This window comes from Myroides odoratus (genome assembly GCF_001549985.1).
Lineage (GTDB): Bacteria > Bacteroidota > Bacteroidia > Flavobacteriales > Flavobacteriaceae > Flavobacterium > Flavobacterium odoratum_A.
Genome location: NZ_LROZ01000006.1, coordinates 1 through 18,416, shown reverse-complemented (window position 1 = coordinate 18,416; position 18,416 = coordinate 1). Strand labels below are relative to the sequence as shown.

Sequence of the window (18,416 nt, the reverse complement as noted above, 5' to 3'; positions counted from 1 at the left end):
TAACCCTTAAATAATTAACAAAGTCTAACAAATACATTTTTTTGCTAATTTTGCAAATGATATGGACAACCTACTATTAACTGAACGAATTGTTGCCAACAAGGATTGGGCTACCCTACTGTTTTTCGTGGGCTTTTCCATCATTGCTATTAATCGAACTATTTTTAGTGTTCGCTTTGCAGAGTTTACTCGTTTAGTAATCTCGGATAAGTATTTGAAGATTTATAAAGACAACACCAATCTGCGCAATAGTTTTACGCTTTCTTTTTTGACCATTCAGTTGTTGTCCATCACCTTCTTCTTGCAAATTGCAGCGAAGTCCTTCGGATTTATCGAACAATACACCTTGTTGTCTTATATCCAAATTTTGAATTTCACTTGTTTTTTTGTCATTGGAAAATATTTAATCGATAAGATTATTGGCATTACATTTGAGATAGAAGATTTTGTAGACCATTTTAATTTACAAAAAGCAACCTATAGAAATTACATTGGGATGTATCTTTTGGGAATAGATTTACTCTTATTTTACAACGATATAGTCAACCAATTCGCAATTACTCTACTTGGAATTGCTTTAATCTTAACAAATCTTGGTTTATACGTTATATTTATAAAAAACAATCGAAAAACGATATTAAATAAGTTGTTCTATTTTATTTTGTATCTTTGCACCCTTGAAATAGCTCCTTATTTTATAATATACTTTGCATTTAAAAACTTTAGAGCCTAAATAAGAATTAAACTATGAAAGTGAAAACAATTTTGGTTTCTCAGCCAGAACCTAAAGTAGAAAACTCTCCATACTTTGAGATCGAACAAAAGTATAAAGTAAAAATTGACTTTAGGCCTTTTATACACGTTGAAGGTGTACCTGCTAAGGACGTAAGACAACAGAAGATCGATTTAAATAACTTTACAGCGGTTATTTTAACGAGTAGAAACTCCGTTGACCACTTCTTTCGTGTTGCAGAAGAAATGCGCTATAAAGTGCCTGAAACACTTAAGTACTTTTGTCAATCAGAAGCTATCGCCTTTTATTTACAAAAATATGTGGTATATCGCAAAAGAAAGATTTATGTTGGTCAGAAAGACTTTGCTGATTTAGCTCCTTTAATTAAAAAATACAAGGACGAGAAATTCTTATTATCGGCTTCAGATCAATTAAACGCGGAAGTACCTACTATTCTAGGCGAATTAAAAGTGGATTGGACTCCAGGAACATTTTACAGAACGGTCATGAGTGATTTATCTGATTTAGCCGATGTAAAATACGATGTTCTGGCTTTCTTCAGTCCAACGGGAATCAAATCATTATTTATGAATTTCCCCGATTTCTCTCAAGATAATACTCGAATTGCAGTATTTGGTACAACAACGCAAAAAGAAGCCTTAGATCACGATTTACGCGTGGATATTATGGCTCCGTCACCGGAAGCCCCATCCATGACCATGGCTCTTGAAAAATACATTCAGAAAGTGAATAAATAAATATAAAAAAAGTCTTCCGATTGGAAGACTTTTTTTGTTATGAGTTATGAGTTATGAGTTACCTCATAACAAAAAAAGAGAGCTTAGCTCTCTTTTTTTTAATATCTATTACAACTGTGGTCCTGCTTCAACTAAAGCTTTTCCAGCGTCATTATTTGTATACAAATTAAAGTTTTTGATGAATAAAGCAGCTAAATCTTTTGCTTTATCTTCCCACTCTTTTGCTTCACCATACGTGTTACGAGGATCTAAGATATTTGTATCTACTCCTTCTAAAGCTGTTGGCACAACAAAATTATAAATAGGAATAATTTTCGTTTCTGCATTCTCGATAGAACCATCTAAAATTCTGTCAATAATTGCACGTGTATCTTTAATAGAAATACGTTTTCCAGTACCGTTCCAACCAGTGTTAACCATATAGGCAGTAGCGTTGTGCTCCTCCATTTTCTTCACTAACTCTTCTCCGTATTTTGTTGGGTGTAAAGACAAGAATGCTTTACCAAAACAAGCTGAGAATGTAGGTTCTGGTTGAGTTACTCCTCTTTCTGTACCTGCTAATTTAGCTGTAAATCCAGATAAGAAGTAATATTTAGTTTGTTCCGGAGTCAATTTTGAAACTGGAGGCATCACTCCAAAAGCATCTGCAGTTAAGAAGATTACTTTCGTTGCATGACCAGCTTTAGAAACCGGTTTTACAATATTTTCAATGTGATCAATTGGGTAAGAAACACGTGTGTTTTGTGTTACAGAACCATCATTAAAGTCAATAACACCATTTGCATCAACAGTAACGTTTTCCAATAAAGCATCACGGCGAATCGCACCATAGATATCTGGTTCGTTTTCTTTGCTTAAGCTAATTGTTTTTGCATAACAACCTCCTTCGAAGTTGAATACTCCTTCGTCATCCCATCCGTGCTCATCATCACCAATCAACTCGCGTTTTGGATCTGTTGACAACGTTGTTTTTCCTGTTCCAGATAATCCGAAGAATACGGCTACATCCCCATCTTTACCTTTGTTTGCTGAACAGTGCATTGATGCCATTCCTTGCAATGGTAAATAATAGTTCATCATAGAGAACAATCCTTTTTTCATCTCACCTCCGTACCAAGTACCACCAATGATTTGAACTTTTTCAGTTAGATTGAACGCAATATATACTTCTGAATTTAATCCGTATGCTTTGTAATCTTTAAATGTTGCTTTAGAACCATTCATTACTACGAAATCAGGCTCACCGAAGTTTGCTAATTCTTCTTCTGTAGGGCGGATGAACATATTTTTCACAAAATGTGCTTGCCATGCTACTTCCATAATGAATCTCACTTTCAAGCGCGTATTTTCATTCGCACCACAGAAAGCGTCAACAACATAAAGTTTTTTTCCAGACAACTCTTCTGCCGTAGTTGCTTTTAAAGCTTCCCACGTTTTTTGGTCAATCGGCTTGTTATCATTTGGAGATTCTGGAGAATTCCACCATACGGTATTCTCAGTAACTGAGTCCTTTACGATATATTTATCTTTTGGAGAACGACCAGTGAACTCACCTGTCATAACATTTACAGCTCCTAATTCAGTTACTTGTCCTTTTTCAAACCCCTGTAGGTCAGACTTAATTTCTTCATTATATAAAAGATCGTAGGAAGGATTATATACAATCTCTACAACATCTTTAATACCATATTTTTCAAGTGAAATTGATTGCGTATTAGCCATTTTCATTATGTTATGTTGTCTTTTTAATTAATATGCAAACTTAGAAATAAATTTAATATAACGATGCACAAAACTAGATTTTCGTACTTTTTCCCATTTTAAGGGTCTGAATTGCAGCATACACCCATGCTAAAATCATAAAAATTCCTCCAATAGGTGTAATTGGACCCAAGAATTTAACGTTAAATCCTGACAATCCATTGAACGTTAGTAGATAAATCGACCCTGAGAATAAGGTTACTCCAATCAAAGTCAAAATAAACAATCGCTTTTTCACTGCATCAGTAAAAAAGGAAGAAAGACCGACGAACAAGAGAAAAAAGACGTGATACATCTGATAACGAACACCAACTTCATAAGAAGCTACTGCCGTTTCACTGACAATCTTTTTCAAACCATGTGCTCCAAAGGCGCCTAAAATAATACCTAAAGCTCCTAATAATGTAGCTGTTATAATAATTTTTCGTCCCATTTATTTTTCTTTCGAAGATACAAATTATCCACCAAACGGCACCGAAGAAAACTTAAAAATAAATGTAGACTCCATGTCACGAAGGAGTTATTTATTGTTCTCCATTTGAGGTTTATCTTCCTTTTTCACTACTTTTTCACTCCTCTTTCATTTTTTTACCAAACAAAAAAAGGTTTCATCAAACCATCAGCGATCCTATTAAAAAACGATAAAAGCTGTTTTCTTTCTTTGCTCTTCGATTTGATCGTCTTACAATACATTCCATCTACTTGAAAACTGCTGTTTGTTTTCTTGTTTAGCCAGGAAAAGCCTTCTATATTATCTTCACTTAGACAATTCTATTCCAAACTTTTTTAGCAAAAATTTTGCCCCTATCATTATATAATTCCTTACTTTCGTAACTCGTAAAACAACCAAAAACAAAATAATGAAAGAAATATTAATCGTAGGCGCTGGCCGTTCTGCCTCATCACTTATTAAGTATTTACTTGAAAAATCTACGACAGAAAACCTTCATTTAACCATTTGTGATTTATCTTTAGCTTTAGCGGAGAAAAAAGCAATGGGACATCCAAATGCTACGGCAAAGGAATTTGATTTATTTAATACCGAACAAAGACAAGCTTTGGTACAGCAATCGGATATTGTTATCTCGATGCTACCGGCCGCTTTACACATCGAATTAGCGAAAGATTGTGTTCAGTTTAAAAAACATTTAGCTACGGCTTCTTATATCAGTCCGGCTATGGCTGCCTTGGATGAAGAAGTAAAAGCCAATAACCTTGTATTCATGAACGAGATAGGACTAGATCCTGGAATCGATCACATGAGTGCCATGAAAATTATTCATGAAGTAAAAGCAAAAGGAGGAAAAGTAATTTCTTTTGAATCTTTTTGTGGGGGATTAATGGCTCCTGAATCAGACAACAACTTATGGAACTATAAATTTACTTGGAATCCGCGTAATGTGGTTTTAGCAGGACAAGGTGGTGCTGCTAAATTTATCCAAGAAGGACAATACAAATATATCCCATACAACAAAGTATTCAGACGTACGGAGTTCTTAAATGTGGAAGGTTATGGCAAATTTGAAGCCTATGCGAACCGCGATTCATTGAAATACCAAAGCGTTTATGGCTTAGACGATGCGAAAACGATCTTTAGAGGAACTATTCGTCGTGTAGGATATTCAAGAGCATGGAACTTATTTGTTGAATTGGGAATTACAGACGATACTTATGTAATCGATCATTCAGAGACCATGTCATACCGTGAATTCATTAACTTGTATTTACCGTACCATCCAACGGATACCGTAGAAACGAAATTGAGATTGGCATTAAACATTGATCAAGATGATATTGCATGGGAGAAGTTATTAGAACTAGATCTTTTCAACCCGAACAAAATCATTGGTTTGAAAAATGCTACTCCAGCGCAGATTTTAGAAAAAATATTAGCTGATAGCTGGACATTGGATCCTGATGACAAAGACATGATTGTGATGTACCACAAGATTGGGTATGAATTAAACGGAGAGAAAAAACAAATTGACTCTACGATGATTTGTATCGGTGATGATCAGACCTATACCGCTATGGCAAAAACAGTTGGTTTACCTTTAGCAATTGCAGCTTTAAAAATATTAAAAGGTACTATTAGTACCCCTGGGGTACAAATGCCAATTGAAGAGGAAGTATATGCTCCGATTCTGAAAGAATTAGAAGAAAACGGCATCGTTTTCGACGAAAAAGAAGTAGAATACCAAGGATTCTAATACACAAAAAAGTCTAAAGCGATGCTTTAGACTTTTTTTTATTTTAAACGATCTAGTTTAAGTACTACACCATCCGATACCGCAAGTATTAACCTATCTTGGGCAATTCTCATTGTATAGCTTCCTAAATCATCGATATATAGTACTTCTTGTTGTTCCCATTTAAAATCAAATCGATAGGAATAAGATGACAGCCTCATTTTAATAAATTGATTGAAAATACCACCCTCCAAGGCTGATTTATTATTGACTATTAGCCATTCATTATAACCAAAATCATATTCTACGACCTCCGTTTCATTGAACACTCTTTTTTTTCCAGTAAAATCAGAAATTTCGTATAATCTCCAAGTACCCACTAGTAATCTTTTATCCTCTTCTGAAATTTTAGGGTAAACAACATCTTTTGGTAGTCTTTTAAACACATACGTTTCTTTTCCCTCCTGACTTAAAATCAATTGGTCTTGGGTCACTTCATCAAGATCAAATGCAATAGTTGGTTGCCAAGGCCCTCGAAAATACAAGCGTTCTTTCTTTTCTATTTCATCCCCCCATTGTTTGACATAGTCAAACACATATTCCGTTGTTCCATCAGACGTTAAATACTGCGAATTATCGGTAAAGCGAATGGGTTGTGAGGAACCATTTTCGATGGTTACTATTCCTTCTTTTGTAAATGCGTAACGAACCAAAATACCTGCTGCGCTCAAATCCAATTTATCGCCTGCTGTATTGGTGTAATACGTCAATTGCCAATCGCCCACCACTAGTGCTTTTTGCTCTTTGGTTATTTGGGTGTAGGAAGGTATTACGGTATCATCTGTATTACAAGCAGTACAAAGCAACAGAAAGAAGACTAGTACACCAGGAACTATATTTCTCATGATTTATTTTCTGATTACTTTTTGACTGTTACTTGTTCCATCTTCCATCGTAAAGCGAATCAAATACAAGCCTTTTTTCAGCTGGGTAAGATTCACTTGAAACTCTTTTTGATGGTTTACTTTAGCACTACCACTTGTTTGTCCAATTTCATTAAATAGCTCCCAAAATACAATAGCTTGATTGGAAGTTACAGTCACTTGATCTGAGGTTGGGTTTGGAAATACTTGTATAATAGATTGATTTTCTTCATTTGTTCCTTGATCTTCTGCAAAACCTACTGCAACACTTGTTGCTCTAGTATTTCCAGCACATGGAAGCACTTTCCCTAAAAACACAGCACCTTCAGTTGCCTTAAATCCATTTTTTAATAGAACTGAATTACCTAAATAAACGGCCATTCCTCCTGGTTCAATAGTATTAGTTGCTGTAACAGTATTAGAAGCTTGCTTTAAATCATAAATCAAATTTGATACTGTTGAAGTAACCGCAATATTTGCCATACAATTAATTGGACAATCGTTTAAACATTTTAAAATTCCAACAGATGAAAAAGCAACTGTTGCTCTAATGCGATTCCCGGGCTGTGGTCCAAACCCCTCACTAAAACTTACTCCTGGACTTCCAGGAAAAAACTGGTCGCAATAGCTCATTATTGTTCCTCCTTGTGAAGGCAACATAGGATTATTTGCATCATAACAATAATATCCTTGGGTACTACTATTAAATTCTCCATAGTAATCAAAATAAAACGTACCACAATTATCTATTGCCGTATTATTTCCATTCCATTCGCACGCATGTGTATGAGGAGACCCAAAAATATGCCCTAACTCATGAGCGACAACTTTAACTGGTCTAGAAAAAACAGGTACCAAATTTACATTTCCCGATATACCTGAGATACCAACCTTATTGCTTTTTTTACTACATAACATTGAACTAGTGTTAAGATAAGCTATTCCTCCATTTGTTCTTTTAGTAAACAACATACTAATATTTCCAGAAAAATTTCCAGAGAGATAAGATCGATAGGAAGTAAGTTGTTCTTCACTAGCGGGATCTAGAGTAGCAAAAGGGTCTGGTGAAGTCCAAATCCTTATATTAGAAATTCCAATACGGATTCCTTCATTTTGATAGAGAAGTGCTACTTGATTAAAAAGAGTAGCCATATAACTTTCAGTACGCAAAAAATTATACTGATTAAATGTATATACATCATAAGCTACATCTAATTGTATTTTTACACAATTAGAAATTAATTCTTTTGCATTGAAAGTATTAGCAGTCATATCCTTAATAGATGTTATTGCTTTCTCTTCTTTTAATTCAACTTCTTTACAGGCCCAATCAGACTCTTTAATTAAATTACTATCTTTATAAAAGATTACTCCTTTTTTAGAAATCGTTCCAATATTAAAATTGCCATACTTATTGGATATTACTCCTCCTATTTCATCTTCGAAAAAACTTATTGCTACTAAACTCTTGGAATCATCTTTTACCACCCCTCGATAATGTTTAACGCTTCGATTTGATGGAATAATTTTTCCTTTATCCGTAACCACTTCATAGTCATAGAAACTATCATCCACGGCTACTAATTCCAAAGTTATAATTTGATTATGTAAAGGGAGATCTAGACTAAACGAGCGCTCTTTATGTGAAATTGCTTTGGCGTCAAACTGGAAAAAATCAACTTCTTTGCTATTCTTAAACTCTTTTGCTATAGCAGGATCCAATTTATCGGGCTTAAAAACCCCTTGAACCGGAGCAAATTTTTCTCCGTTCAGCTTTTCATTTTGTATCTGTTGGTAAATTAAATTCTCTTGACCTAGAGCAGATAATCCCAAACACCATACAAAGAGTATGAGTATCTTTTTCATCCGAATCTAGTTTTTTTGATTAACTGTTGCCTTAACTTCTTGTAATTGTTTATTCAATTCAATGATATACAACGTCAATTCTTCGATTTTCTCTTGTTGCTTTTTAATCATATCACTAACATGCAAACCTCCACTTTCCACTTCAGTTGCAGAAGGAATGTTGATTAAATGCCCTTTTTCGTTAATATGGCGTTCTACTTCCTCGATTGTTGGTAAAACATAAGCATCTTCAAAAACATAATCTGGCCATCCTGTTAAGTCAATTCGCACTTCTTTGGCATGCACATCTCCATTTACCGCAAGCTTTGCATCTGGAGTTTCTGTACCAATTCCAATATTTCCATTGTTTCCAATGAAGAGTTTGGTACTAGCATTGGTCTCATTTGGACCTGTTGTCGTAAATTTAAAATTGTTTAACCCATTCTTATTCTCATTAGCAAAGATGTAAGAATTAGCATACATATTTGATTTTAAAATCAAATCCCCTTTTTTAGCAATATGAGAATAGTTTTGATTTGCGATAGCAATACCCAACGTAAATATAGTTCCATTTTGTCGATCTTCTGCAAGCATCATAAAAGGATAATTATTAGTTTGAATCTTTAACGAACCATCTGACAATATTTTCGACCTATTACGTCCATCGATCTCAAAATCCCATACCGTTCCGATTTCTAATTTTCCTCCATCAATCCAAACATCTCCATCATGATTTTCTCTACCCAACTCATAAACATCAGGCTTTTTAATATGTAAGGACTTCTTAGGAGCACTAATTCCAACTCCTACTTTTCCATAAACAGGTAATCGATTATCCGTTGATACAGGTACTAGAATCTGTGCCCAAGTAAAAGAACTAAAACACAAAAACAAACCGCAAAGTAATTTTTTATTCATAATATTACATTTTAAATTTAAAACCCGAAAATTAACCTATTTTAACTTAAATAAAAAATGAAATGTTATAATTTAAAATATATTGTATTTTCTTTACTATTTATTCTAATTAACTATCTATACTTACTCAAATATGGAACAAAATACAACCTACCTCTTCTACCCATAATTCTTAGTTTCACAGTTCTTCAAGTATGTATCTTAGGAGGAAGGGCAATTATTTATAAACTCCTATCAAAATTAAACAACCTTATTTACATCCTTTTCGTTTGCCTAATAGTAGGAGGAATTCTATTTCTTACAAAGTATGTAGATCGTTATGCCTTACAGGTAGATCGTTGGTCTGCTATGGAAGTGGCCATCCGAGCCATATTTACAAGTGAATATCCCTATACTGCCATTGATCATTTAGGGGGGAGAACCTCTAATTTTCCAGGTTTGTTATTATTGGGAATCCCGTTCTATTTATTAGGTGATGTAGGGTATTTTCAGGCTTTCTCTTTTCTATTACTAGCCTATACCCTGTATACAGTATTTGAACGTCAACAAGCGTTTTATATTCTCTTACTATTGGGTATATCTATTCCTTTTTGGTACGAAATGGCCGTGATTAGCGATTTCATGTCCAATATGATTCTTGTACTGTGTTTTATTATACTTTGGAACCACTATTTCAAACAAGAAATCTATAAGAAGGAAATTGGTTTAGCCATTGGTATCAGTATTTTAGCTTTAACAAGAGGTTTTACTTATGTGCCACTCGCTTTATATTTCTTTGCTCCATTCTGTCAATTGAAACTGAAAAAACAACTCAGATTCTCCGTCAGCTTTCTTGTCACATCAATTCTACTTATCCTATTTGTGTTCTATACAGTTCCCAATTTAGAAACTTTAAAAGAATACAATCCGCTAACATTACAAACCTCGTATACTTCCATTTACAATCTATTATTTATCTTTTTAGCTCCGTTAATTTTGAGTTTTTATATCAAGAAATTTAATTATGACTTTTTCTTCTATACTTTACTTATTACAGGAACTTTGAGTATAATCTTGTTTATTCAATTTTGGAATCGTGTCGGTTTTGAAGAGCTTCTACATCATAGTGTGTTTGATTTAGCCTATCTCGCTTATATTTTTCCTCTACTTTGGATTTTACTCAGCAGACCTACTCCAAAATAGAAGCAATCAACTTTTTCGTATAAGCAGTTTGAGGATGAGCATACAAAGCATCCGCTTCTCCTTTTTCCTCGATTTGTCCCTTGTTCATCACCATCACTTGGTCTGACATATACTTGACAACTGCTAAATCATGTGAAATAAAAATATAGGTAAATTGATATTGTTCTTTCAGTTCATTCAACAAGTTGAGCACTTGGGCTTGAACTGAAATATCTAATGCAGAGACCGATTCGTCACAGATAATTAACTTCGGATGAACGGCAATCGTACGCGCGATCCCGATACGCTGACGCTGACCGCCAGAAAATTCATGAGGATAACGATTAAAGGCTTCTTCCGTCAATCCTACCTGTTGTAAAAGCTGAAGTACTTTTTGTTTTTTCTCTTTTTTATTGCCAAATAGTCCATGTACAATCATGGGTTCCATGATGGCTTGCCCAACCGTTAGTTTTGGATTTAAAGAAGAAAAAGGATCTTGAAAAATAATTTGAATATCCTTGCGCAATGCACGAAGCGCTTTGCCATTCAATTGTGTAATATCTTTTCCTTGGTAGAAAATAGCCCCTTGAGTAGCGGGGTCTAATTGTAGAATGGCATTGCCTAGCGTGGATTTTCCGCAGCCACTTTCTCCAACCAATCCCAATGTTTCGCCTTCATATACTTCAAAGTTAATTTGATCCAAAGCACGAAAAGTTTTCTTCCCCCATAATCCAACAGTAGAGACATATTCCTTTCCCACATCTTTGACGGTTAACAAAGGAGATTTAGCATAGATTTTTTCATGAAACTCTCGGCGTTCTTCTTGAGAGACAATCGAAGCACTTACGCGTTTTTCGATAAAATCTTGAATAGTCGGCAAGCGTCTTAAGCGAACCTCACCCGAAGGTCGAGCGGCAATTAAGGCTTGGGTGTAAATTTCTTGAGGTGTAGTAAAAACAGCCTGTGTAGCTCCTTTTTCCACCACTTTTCCTTGGTACATCACCATTACTTCATCCGCAATACTAGAAACCAAACCTAAATCATGGGAGATAAAAATCATCGCCATTTGCGTTTCAGCCTGCAGTTCTTTCAACAATAGGATAATGTCTTTTTGAACGGTAACATCCAAAGCGGTCGTTGGTTCATCGGCAATCAACAAGGTCGGTTTACAAGCAATCGCCATCGCAATCACTACCCGTTGTTTTTGTCCTCCTGATAATTGATGCGGATATTTGGTATAAGCCTCTTCTGGAAAAGGCAATTTCACTTGAGTAAATAATTCAATTACCTTATTTTTTAAGGCAGTTCCCCTTAAATGGGTATGCAAGCGCAACATTTCTTCCACTTGATATCCACAACGCATCGAAGGATTAAGCGCACTCATAGGCTCTTGGAAAATCATCGCGATTTTATTCCCTCGTATTTGTCGGTATTCCTCTTCCGTAAAAGCCGTTAAATCTTGTCCTTCAAACACGATTTGCCCGACAATTTTACTTTGTTTTTTAGGTAATAAACCTAGTAAGGCCAAAGAACTAACCGATTTCCCCGATCCTGATTCGCCCACAATACCTAAAATTTGGTTGGTGTGCAAATCAAAGGACACTCCGTGTACAATTGGTTTCCAATCTTTGTTCTGTTGAAAACTAATTTGAAGATCCTTTACGTGAAGTAGCGGTGTTTGTTCTGGCATAAAAATGAGTTAACGATGTCTAAAACAAAAATAAGATATTTAATTGTGATTTAATGTTGTAGAAAGAAGCTATTCGCTCTATCGTGAACATCAAATCACAATTAAAAAACTAAAGTCAGACATACTAAGCTACATTTACATGATCATATTCCTTGACCAACGTTACAATAGTTGGTGTTTGTTGTTTAAAATTAGCGAAAACAGGGCAAGCTAATTTCACTGCATCTATCCATTCTTTTAGTAGAATAATAGAAGCCGTTGATGTTGGTTTCACAATCACATCAATTTTTTTAAATACCCCTGCATCCAAATGCTTTTGTTGCAAAGCTTCATCTAACACGCCACTTACCTCAATCTGAATGGATTTCAAATCCACGTTTAACGTCGAACCAATCAAGTTTCCAATCGCATGGATACTTCCCGCTAACTTTGCTAAGATCAATTCTTCTGAATCCACTTGGGCTTCTTTGACCAACTCTTTTCCATCTTTGACAGTGAAAGAAAAGTTCGCTGTCTTGATTGCCAGCTGACTTTCTCGTACTGAAAAACCTAATACTTTTACTACTTTTTTACTCATTTTGCTTTTTATTTTTTTATTTGAATGACGACACTTTACCTCAAAAAAAAAGTCCTTTTGGTCGTCGTACGTTACCAAAAGGACTTGAAATATTACACTTAATCATTTTTTATTTAAAAAACGCTAGGATTTTTGCTTCAGTTCTGGTAACAAGCGGTTAGGCGAATGTTTAATAAACATCCACATATAACATGTTGGGTTCGATACATACTGAATTTGCTGTCTCATTGCGTTTGATTTAAAAAAAAAGCCCCTGTTTTACAAACAGAGGCTTTCGTATATCTAATTATTATTATCAATTTAAAATAACAATCCCAATCCACTCACCTCTTGTGTAGAACACCACATTGATTTATGAAAATACGATTGAATTGTTGACATAATATATTTTTTCTCTATTTTTTTACTGCTTACAAAGCTAGAAATTATTTTTTTATAAAAAGCAAGTTTTCCAATATTTTTAACTCTTTTTTTTTACACTGCTATTAATTCATCTTCTTCTAAAATCTTTTCTCCTCGCAAACGCAATAAAATTTGCGCCACTGCAACGACATCCTTTTCACAATAACGCGCAATACGGTCTATATCGTTATCTCGGTAGTAAACCTGAGCAACATCTGCGCCCGAAATATCATCCTTAGGAGAGGGAATTTGCAAAATATGCGTCAATAATTTCAGCGATGTATAATGTTTATAATCACCAAATTTCCACATTTCCATGGTATCTAGATGTGGTACTTCCCACGGCTTTTTTCCCATTAAATCTAATTTTGCTGGTACTTTTAATCCGTGGATAATCATTCTTCTTGCGATATAAGGAAAGTCAAACTCCTTTGCATTATGACCACACAATAGGTGTTCTCCTCGGTTAAAGTAAGACGTCAGTAGATTAGTAAAATCCGTAAGAATTTTTGCCTCTTCTCCGATGAAGGAAGTTGTTCTAAATTGGCGATCCCCCATTTTATACGTAAAATAGCCTACCGAAAGACAAACAATCTTGCCAAACTCAGCCCATATCCCCGCTTGCGTATAAAACTCTTCTGCTGAAATTTCTCCTTTGCGCTGATAACGTGTTTTCTCCTCATACAATAGTTGCTCTTCTGGTTGGAGTTGTTGAAAGTCTTGTTCTTGTGGAACGGTTTCAATATCTAAAAACAAGATGTGAGATAAATTAATTCGATCTAGCATAATTATTTTTTTCGTTGCGCTAACATAGCATAAGCTTCATCAATATAGGTGTACAAATCATTGCTATGCGGGTCCTCTTCTGTTTGCAGTCCTTTAATATGGCCTAAGCGAACGATGATAACATTGTCTTTTGGTGATACAATGGTAAACTGTCCTAAATGACCGCGCATATAAAAGAAATCTTGCCCTTTGTATTTTTTTAACCACCAACCATAGCCATATTCTGGGCTAGCTTCAAATCGAGGCACAATTGATTTAGCCACAAATATACTGTCTAAGAGTTGTTCTCCTCTCCATTTTCCAAAGTCTTTATACAACTTACCAAATCGCGCAAAATCTCTAGCACCGCTTGTAAAACAACAGTATGATTTTTCAATTCCGTCCCCTTTATGGTCAATTTGCCATAGAGCATCATTTTCAGCTCCCATTGGTTTCCAAAAATATTCCGACACATAAGCAGAAAGCGTTTGTCCCGTTGCTTTTTCCAATACCATGGCCAATAATTGTGTATCACCACTTTTATAGATAAATTCTTTTCCTGGCTGATCTTTTATATCCAAACCTAACATCACTGCTCGTAAGTCCTTATCAAAATAAGCTTGCGTAACTACTGAAAAAGGACTGTAATACCCTTCATCCCAATCCAAACCAGAAGCCATCGAAGATAAATCTCCGACTGTTACCTCGTCTTTGTACTTTCCTTTTAGTTCTGGAAGATACTGAATCACTTTATCCTCTAAACTCTTGATTTCACCTCGTTGTAAAGCCTTTCCTAACGCCGCTGAAACGACACTTTTTGCCATAGAAAACGAATTCGTTTTACTATTGGCCGTATACCCATCATAGTAACTCTCATGCCAAATACTATCATTTTTAATAATCAAAAAAGCAATGGTCTGTAAATCTTTATGGGTACTTGCTAAGACTTCAGTAGCTGCAACGGAATTATAATCCTTAGCCACAGGCCATGGCTGTGCATTTCCTGCAGGAACTTCACGTGTTGGGAAATAGTGATAATCATCTAAGAATGCTGTTTTATGTCCATTAAAATAAATGGTTCGCACTGCTGTAAATAAGTAATCTACCTTAAACACATAGGCTAAAACAACGATTCCCACGATGATAATAGCCAATCCTTTTAGGATTCTCCAGAGTATTTTCATAACATTTGATTCTAGTTGGTAGTTAAATTTACCATTTTTTTTCCTTGTTTGATGAATTTCTCTAGCATTCTTATAAAATCAACAAAATAGTCTCGTATTGTAAAAAGCCTTTTATCTTTGCAACTTGATTTTCTTAATTTAAATACGCTTTTTATATGCACTTTATATCCAAAGAACTAGAAGATTACGCTGCGAACCACAGTGAAAATGAACCTGAATTATTGGCACAACTTGACAAAGAGACGCATCAAAAGGTAGTACAACCGAGAATGTTAAGCGGTCATTTTCAAGGGCGTTTTTTAAGTATGATTGCTAAATTGGTTCGTCCAATGCATATTTTAGAAATTGGAACTTTTACAGGATACGCAACACTGAGCTTAGCCGAAGGTTTACAAGCTGAAGGAACCTTAGACACCATTGACGTCAATGAAGAATTATACGACTTCCAACGCAAGTATTTTGACTTGTCTCCTTATGGGAAACAAATCACACAGCACGTAGGAAGTGCTTTGGATATTATTCCACAGCTAGACAAAAAATACGATTTAGTTTTTATAGATGCTGATAAGCAGAATTACAGCAATTACTTTGAATTGATTATCAATAAAATGAACCCTGGAGGAATTATTTTATCTGATAATGTCTTGTGGTCAGGCAAAGTGATTGAAGAAATTAAAGCAAATGATAAAAGTACACTTGCGCTAGATCAATACAATAAACTTTTGAAGGAAGATCCTCGAGTAGAAACGATTTTACTTCCGATTCGAGATGGATTAACCGTTTCGAGAGTACGATAAAAAAAGGGATTTGGTTTGAGCCAAATCCCTTTTTTTATTATATCAATTGATCCTTGTATTTTCTTTCAATCCACAAAAAGATTTGATAGAATAGCGTTCCAGATAACAAACCGAAACAATATCCTGCTAAAATATCAAAAGGAAAATGCATGGTCAGATAGATTCTACTATATGCAAATACTAAAGGAAAAATAAACACCAAATAAGCATGTTTATAATAACGTCTCAATACCATAAACATAAAAAGCATATTCGCCATAGAATTTGAAGCATGTCCTGAGAAGAAACTCAAGGTTGGACTACATTTTACTACGCGAATAAACGCCTGAATATCTTCTGTATTACACGGTCTAGGACGAGCAACAGCATATTTTACTACATTCGTCATCTGATCCGTAAAAGCAACCAATCCAGCTAATACTAAAATAATAACACCTAATTTTTTCAGTGATACTTTGCGATAGGTTAAATAAACCAATAACGCAAAAAAGGGAATCCAGTTTACTTGCTTCGTAATAAACAACCAAAAGGGATCAAAAGCTTCACTTCCTAATCCATTAAAAAAAATGAGTAGTTCTTTATCTAATTGTATCAATTGATCTAACATTAATTTCTCCTTTTAATTGGCCCTGTAATATTTTCAATATCCTCTTTTTGCTTCTCAATTTCTTGTTGGATATCCTTAATCGGATTTATATCAGCCTCTATATTCAAGGCATCTTCAATATCTTTTTTAATACCAGATTCGTCAGCACTTTTATTGATTTCGTGTTTGATATCATTTGTGGCATTTTTCACTTGAGCCATAAATTTACCAAAAGCTCGAGCCATTTCTGGTACCTTATCAGAACCGAAAAGCATTAAAATGACTAATATGATAAAAAACAGTTCTCCTCCTCCTATTCCAAACATAACTCTATTTTTAGTTAAGATACAAATCTACAAAGTTTATTATTTTTTAGTTGCTTTCTGTTGGTTTAAATTTACTTGCTCTATTGTTAAATTCTTCTGCTGAGGCTCTTCCTTTATTTTATTACCTAATAAATCTAAAAATTCCAAGGCCAAAACTCCTGTTCTAGAAGAAATCTTATCTTTCTCAATAATACCTGCATTCAAATACCCTGACATGATATCATCATCCGAAACATAATAAGCAAAACCAACCACGTAGTCTTTAGGAATACTGTAATCTTTAACCAACACGTATTCGTCCATGATATTCAAGAACTTATCTTTTCTCATTTCTTGTTTTTCATACTTCAATGCTTTTTTCAACATAGCGGTACGTCCACTAATCCAATTGACAATTGCACTGACTGGGATAATTCCCGATCCAGAAGTAGCTGTATATAATCGGCGTTCTGCAGGTGTATAACGTCTAGCCCCTTCTGGGACCAATCCTAAAGAAGAAGAGGAAATATGAGTAATGACAATCTCGTTTAACTGTCGATTAAGGTCGTTAGGTTCAAGTGGAATTAAGACAATATCACGTTTAAAATCGATATCATCTAATACATAGCGATAACCAATAAATAGGGGACCTGAAAATATCAAGGTATCCTTTTCTTGTGCTTGAATTGAAAAATACCCCCCTGGCTCTGTTACCAAGGCATCACCTGTATTGATATTTGAGACGTAAATCCCTTTTAAGTCCTTGCTTCGAGATACGATTTTCCCTTGCAAAGGCACACGATTCTGGGCCCATACATTTACTCCTACAATCAACAATAAAAAGGTTAAAACTAATCTCATCTATTAATATATTAATGAAGTCCGTAAAAATATCTTATAAAAGCATAAAGCAAAATTTTAATCGTGTAAAGTTATGTTAAATATAAAATTCACCTAAAAGAAACAACTTTTTTCATTTGCCGAATAAAGTCTATTTTTGTTCTACTTAATAAAGCAATCATGAGAAATTTAATTATAGCCAGTACCTCAACTATCTACAATCAAGGATACTTGGAGTACTTATTACCGACGCTACAAAACCATTTCAAAGCAGGTTCAACACTTGTATTTATTCCCTATGCTCGTCCAAGCGGCATTAGTCATGACGACTATACAGCGAAAGTACGCGAAGCGTTTCAATCCATTGATGTGCAAGTAAAAGGGTTGCATGAATTTGACAACCCTAAACAAGCAATTCAAGAAGCTACAGGAATCTTTACTGGAGGTGGAAATACCTTTTTACTAGTAAAACAATTATATGCTCACGATTTACTACCAACCATTATTGAAGTGGTCAACAATGGAACGCCTTATTTAGGTTGTAGTGCCGGCAGTAATATCTGTGGTTTAACAATGGAAACGACCAACGATATGCCTATCACATATCCACCTTCATTCAAAACTTTTGGTTTTGTACCATTCAATATCAATCCACACTATTTGGATCCTATTGAAGGATCTACCCACATGGGAGAGACGAGAGAAACGAGAATTAATGAATTTCACACGATAAATTCTCAGCCAGTTGTAGGATTAAGAGAAGGAAGTTGGTTGAACGTTGCTGGTAATCACATTGTTTTAGAAGGATCACTTCATGCTCGTATTTTTGAACAAGGCAAAGCAGCTTATGAAGTTGCACCCAACACGGATCTAAGTGATTTAAAATAGAAAAAGCCTGCGAATGCAGGCTTTTTTATTTGAGCGGAAGACGAGGCTCGAACTCGCGACAACCAGCTTGGAAGGCTGGAGCTCTACCAACTGA

At 34.9% G+C, this 18,416-nt stretch carries 18 protein-coding genes; 6 read left to right on the top strand and 12 right to left on the bottom strand.

The window, feature by feature from the left end:
* The first annotated feature begins 61 nt into the window (after nt 1–61).
* Together AWV75_RS08175 and AWV75_RS08170 are read left to right on the top strand one after the other, a co-directional pair.
* Nucleotides 62–733 (top strand): DUF4271 domain-containing protein, encoded by a 672-nt coding sequence (locus tag AWV75_RS08175; protein WP_060873920.1) that lies wholly within the window; start codon nt 62–64, stop codon nt 731–733.
* Nucleotides 734–747: 14 nt separating this feature from the next.
* A complete protein-coding gene (locus tag AWV75_RS08170) occupies nt 748–1,491 on the top strand; it encodes a uroporphyrinogen-III synthase (protein ID WP_006264750.1) in 744 nt (247 codons plus the stop codon).
* A 108-nt stretch (nt 1,492–1,599) separates the two neighbouring features.
* Here the strand turns inward: AWV75_RS08170 and pckA are convergent, their stop codons facing one another.
* Both pckA and AWV75_RS08160 read right to left on the bottom strand, forming a co-directional pair.
* Entirely contained in the window at nt 1,600–3,219 is a 1,620-nt protein-coding gene (gene pckA, locus AWV75_RS08165; RefSeq protein WP_060873919.1) for a phosphoenolpyruvate carboxykinase (ATP), read from the bottom strand.
* A 67-nt stretch (nt 3,220–3,286) separates the two neighbouring features.
* The gene (locus AWV75_RS08160; protein WP_060873918.1) at nt 3,287–3,685 is read right to left on the bottom strand and encodes a DUF423 domain-containing protein; all 399 of its coding nucleotides are present in this window, start codon (nt 3,683–3,685) and stop codon (nt 3,287–3,289) included.
* Nucleotides 3,686–4,112: 427 nt separating this feature from the next.
* Here AWV75_RS08160 and AWV75_RS08155 point away from each other — a divergent pair, with 427 nt between their 5' ends.
* The gene (locus tag AWV75_RS08155; RefSeq protein ID WP_060873917.1) at nt 4,113–5,462 is read left to right on the top strand and encodes a saccharopine dehydrogenase family protein; all 1,350 of its coding nucleotides are present in this window, start codon (nt 4,113–4,115) and stop codon (nt 5,460–5,462) included.
* A 38-nt stretch (nt 5,463–5,500) separates the two neighbouring features.
* On the opposite strand, the gene AWV75_RS08150 is transcribed toward AWV75_RS08155, so the two are convergent.
* From AWV75_RS08150 to AWV75_RS08140, 3 genes are read right to left on the bottom strand one after another with little or no spacing between them, the layout of a single operon-like run.
* Complete coding sequence (locus AWV75_RS08150) at nt 5,501–6,346, bottom strand: hypothetical protein (protein WP_060873916.1); 846 nt, start codon at nt 6,344–6,346, stop codon at nt 5,501–5,503.
* 3 nt (nt 6,347–6,349) lie between these two features.
* Complete coding sequence (locus tag AWV75_RS08145) at nt 6,350–8,230, bottom strand: zinc-dependent metalloprotease (RefSeq protein ID WP_060873915.1); 1,881 nt, start codon at nt 8,228–8,230, stop codon at nt 6,350–6,352.
* Between the two features lie 6 nt (nt 8,231–8,236).
* Nucleotides 8,237–9,127, bottom strand: coding sequence for a hypothetical protein (locus tag AWV75_RS08140; protein WP_060873914.1), 891 nt, complete (start codon nt 9,125–9,127; stop codon nt 8,237–8,239).
* A 57-nt stretch (nt 9,128–9,184) separates the two neighbouring features.
* Here AWV75_RS08140 and AWV75_RS08135 point away from each other — a divergent pair, with 57 nt between their 5' ends.
* Entirely contained in the window at nt 9,185–10,309 is a 1,125-nt protein-coding gene (locus tag AWV75_RS08135; RefSeq protein ID WP_060873913.1) for a hypothetical protein, read from the top strand.
* Here AWV75_RS08135 and AWV75_RS08130 read toward each other — a convergent pair.
* From AWV75_RS08130 to AWV75_RS08115, 4 genes are all read right to left on the bottom strand, one after another.
* On the bottom strand, nt 10,296–11,978 hold the full coding sequence (locus AWV75_RS08130) for an ABC transporter ATP-binding protein (RefSeq protein WP_060873912.1): 1,683 nt from the start codon (nt 11,976–11,978) through the stop codon (nt 10,296–10,298). The genes AWV75_RS08135 and AWV75_RS08130 overlap by 14 nt on opposite strands.
* 124 nt (nt 11,979–12,102) lie before the next feature.
* On the bottom strand, nt 12,103–12,555 hold the full coding sequence (locus tag AWV75_RS08125; protein ID WP_060873911.1) for an OsmC family protein: 453 nt from the start codon (nt 12,553–12,555) through the stop codon (nt 12,103–12,105).
* Nucleotides 12,556–13,029: 474 nt separating this feature from the next.
* Nucleotides 13,030–13,743 carry a 3'-5' exonuclease gene (locus AWV75_RS08120; protein ID WP_060873910.1) on the bottom strand — a complete coding sequence of 238 codons (714 nt, stop codon included), beginning with the start codon at nt 13,741–13,743 and terminating at the stop codon, nt 13,030–13,032.
* Nucleotides 13,744–13,745: 2 nt separating this feature from the next.
* Nucleotides 13,746–14,906, bottom strand: a complete 1,161-nt coding sequence (locus AWV75_RS08115) for a serine hydrolase domain-containing protein (RefSeq protein WP_060873909.1) — start codon at nt 14,904–14,906, stop codon at nt 13,746–13,748.
* 155 nt (nt 14,907–15,061) lie between these two features.
* On the opposite strand from AWV75_RS08115, the gene AWV75_RS08110 reads away from it, so the two are divergent.
* Nucleotides 15,062–15,703, top strand: coding sequence for an O-methyltransferase (locus tag AWV75_RS08110; protein ID WP_060873908.1), 642 nt, complete (start codon nt 15,062–15,064; stop codon nt 15,701–15,703).
* Nucleotides 15,704–15,740: 37 nt separating this feature from the next.
* On the opposite strand, the gene AWV75_RS08105 is transcribed toward AWV75_RS08110, so the two are convergent.
* The 3 genes from AWV75_RS08105 to AWV75_RS08095 are packed head-to-tail and all read right to left on the bottom strand — an operon-like array spanning nt 15,741 to nt 17,455.
* Entirely contained in the window at nt 15,741–16,310 is a 570-nt protein-coding gene (locus AWV75_RS08105; RefSeq protein ID WP_060873907.1) for a phosphatase PAP2 family protein, read from the bottom strand.
* Nucleotides 16,310–16,615: a Sec-independent protein translocase subunit TatA/TatB gene (locus AWV75_RS08100; RefSeq protein ID WP_002987759.1), complete on the bottom strand. Its 306-nt coding sequence runs from the start codon at nt 16,613–16,615 to the stop codon at nt 16,310–16,312. The genes AWV75_RS08105 and AWV75_RS08100 overlap by 1 nt, the downstream gene beginning before the upstream one ends.
* A 39-nt stretch (nt 16,616–16,654) precedes the next feature.
* Entirely contained in the window at nt 16,655–17,455 is an 801-nt protein-coding gene (locus AWV75_RS08095; RefSeq protein WP_060873906.1) for a hypothetical protein, read from the bottom strand.
* A gap of 159 nt (nt 17,456–17,614) precedes the next feature.
* On the opposite strand from AWV75_RS08095, the gene pepE reads away from it, so the two are divergent.
* Nucleotides 17,615–18,322, top strand: a complete 708-nt coding sequence (pepE, locus tag AWV75_RS08090; protein ID WP_060873905.1) for a dipeptidase PepE — start codon at nt 17,615–17,617, stop codon at nt 18,320–18,322.
* The last annotated feature ends 94 nt before the right edge of the window (nt 18,323–18,416 follow it).

Bases quoted from the DNA above. Each gene is read 5' to 3' on its own strand.
- AWV75_RS08175 (WP_060873920.1), top strand. From the start codon at position 62: ATGGACAACCTACTATTAACTGAACGAATTGTTGCCAACAAGGATTGG.
- AWV75_RS08170 (WP_006264750.1), top strand. From the start codon at position 748: ATGAAAGTGAAAACAATTTTGGTTTCTCAGCCAGAACCTAAAGTAGAA.
- pckA (WP_060873919.1), bottom strand. From the start codon at position 3,219: ATGAAAATGGCTAATACGCAATCAATTTCACTTGAAAAATATGGTATT.
- AWV75_RS08160 (WP_060873918.1), bottom strand. From the start codon at position 3,685: ATGGGACGAAAAATTATTATAACAGCTACATTATTAGGAGCTTTAGGT.
- AWV75_RS08155 (WP_060873917.1), top strand. From the start codon at position 4,113: ATGAAAGAAATATTAATCGTAGGCGCTGGCCGTTCTGCCTCATCACTT.
- AWV75_RS08150 (WP_060873916.1), bottom strand. From the start codon at position 6,346: ATGAGAAATATAGTTCCTGGTGTACTAGTCTTCTTTCTGTTGCTTTGT.
- AWV75_RS08145 (WP_060873915.1), bottom strand. From the start codon at position 8,230: ATGAAAAAGATACTCATACTCTTTGTATGGTGTTTGGGATTATCTGCT.
- AWV75_RS08140 (WP_060873914.1), bottom strand. From the start codon at position 9,127: ATGAATAAAAAATTACTTTGCGGTTTGTTTTTGTGTTTTAGTTCTTTT.
- AWV75_RS08135 (WP_060873913.1), top strand. From the start codon at position 9,185: ATGAAATGTTATAATTTAAAATATATTGTATTTTCTTTACTATTTATT.
- AWV75_RS08130 (WP_060873912.1), bottom strand. From the start codon at position 11,978: ATGCCAGAACAAACACCGCTACTTCACGTAAAGGATCTTCAAATTAGT.
- AWV75_RS08125 (WP_060873911.1), bottom strand. From the start codon at position 12,555: ATGAGTAAAAAAGTAGTAAAAGTATTAGGTTTTTCAGTACGAGAAAGT.
- AWV75_RS08120 (WP_060873910.1), bottom strand. From the start codon at position 13,743: ATGCTAGATCGAATTAATTTATCTCACATCTTGTTTTTAGATATTGAA.
- AWV75_RS08115 (WP_060873909.1), bottom strand. From the start codon at position 14,906: ATGAAAATACTCTGGAGAATCCTAAAAGGATTGGCTATTATCATCGTG.
- AWV75_RS08110 (WP_060873908.1), top strand. From the start codon at position 15,062: ATGCACTTTATATCCAAAGAACTAGAAGATTACGCTGCGAACCACAGT.
- AWV75_RS08105 (WP_060873907.1), bottom strand. From the start codon at position 16,310: ATGTTAGATCAATTGATACAATTAGATAAAGAACTACTCATTTTTTTT.
- AWV75_RS08100 (WP_002987759.1), bottom strand. From the start codon at position 16,615: ATGTTTGGAATAGGAGGAGGAGAACTGTTTTTTATCATATTAGTCATT.
- AWV75_RS08095 (WP_060873906.1), bottom strand. From the start codon at position 17,455: ATGAGATTAGTTTTAACCTTTTTATTGTTGATTGTAGGAGTAAATGTA.
- pepE (WP_060873905.1), top strand. From the start codon at position 17,615: ATGAGAAATTTAATTATAGCCAGTACCTCAACTATCTACAATCAAGGA.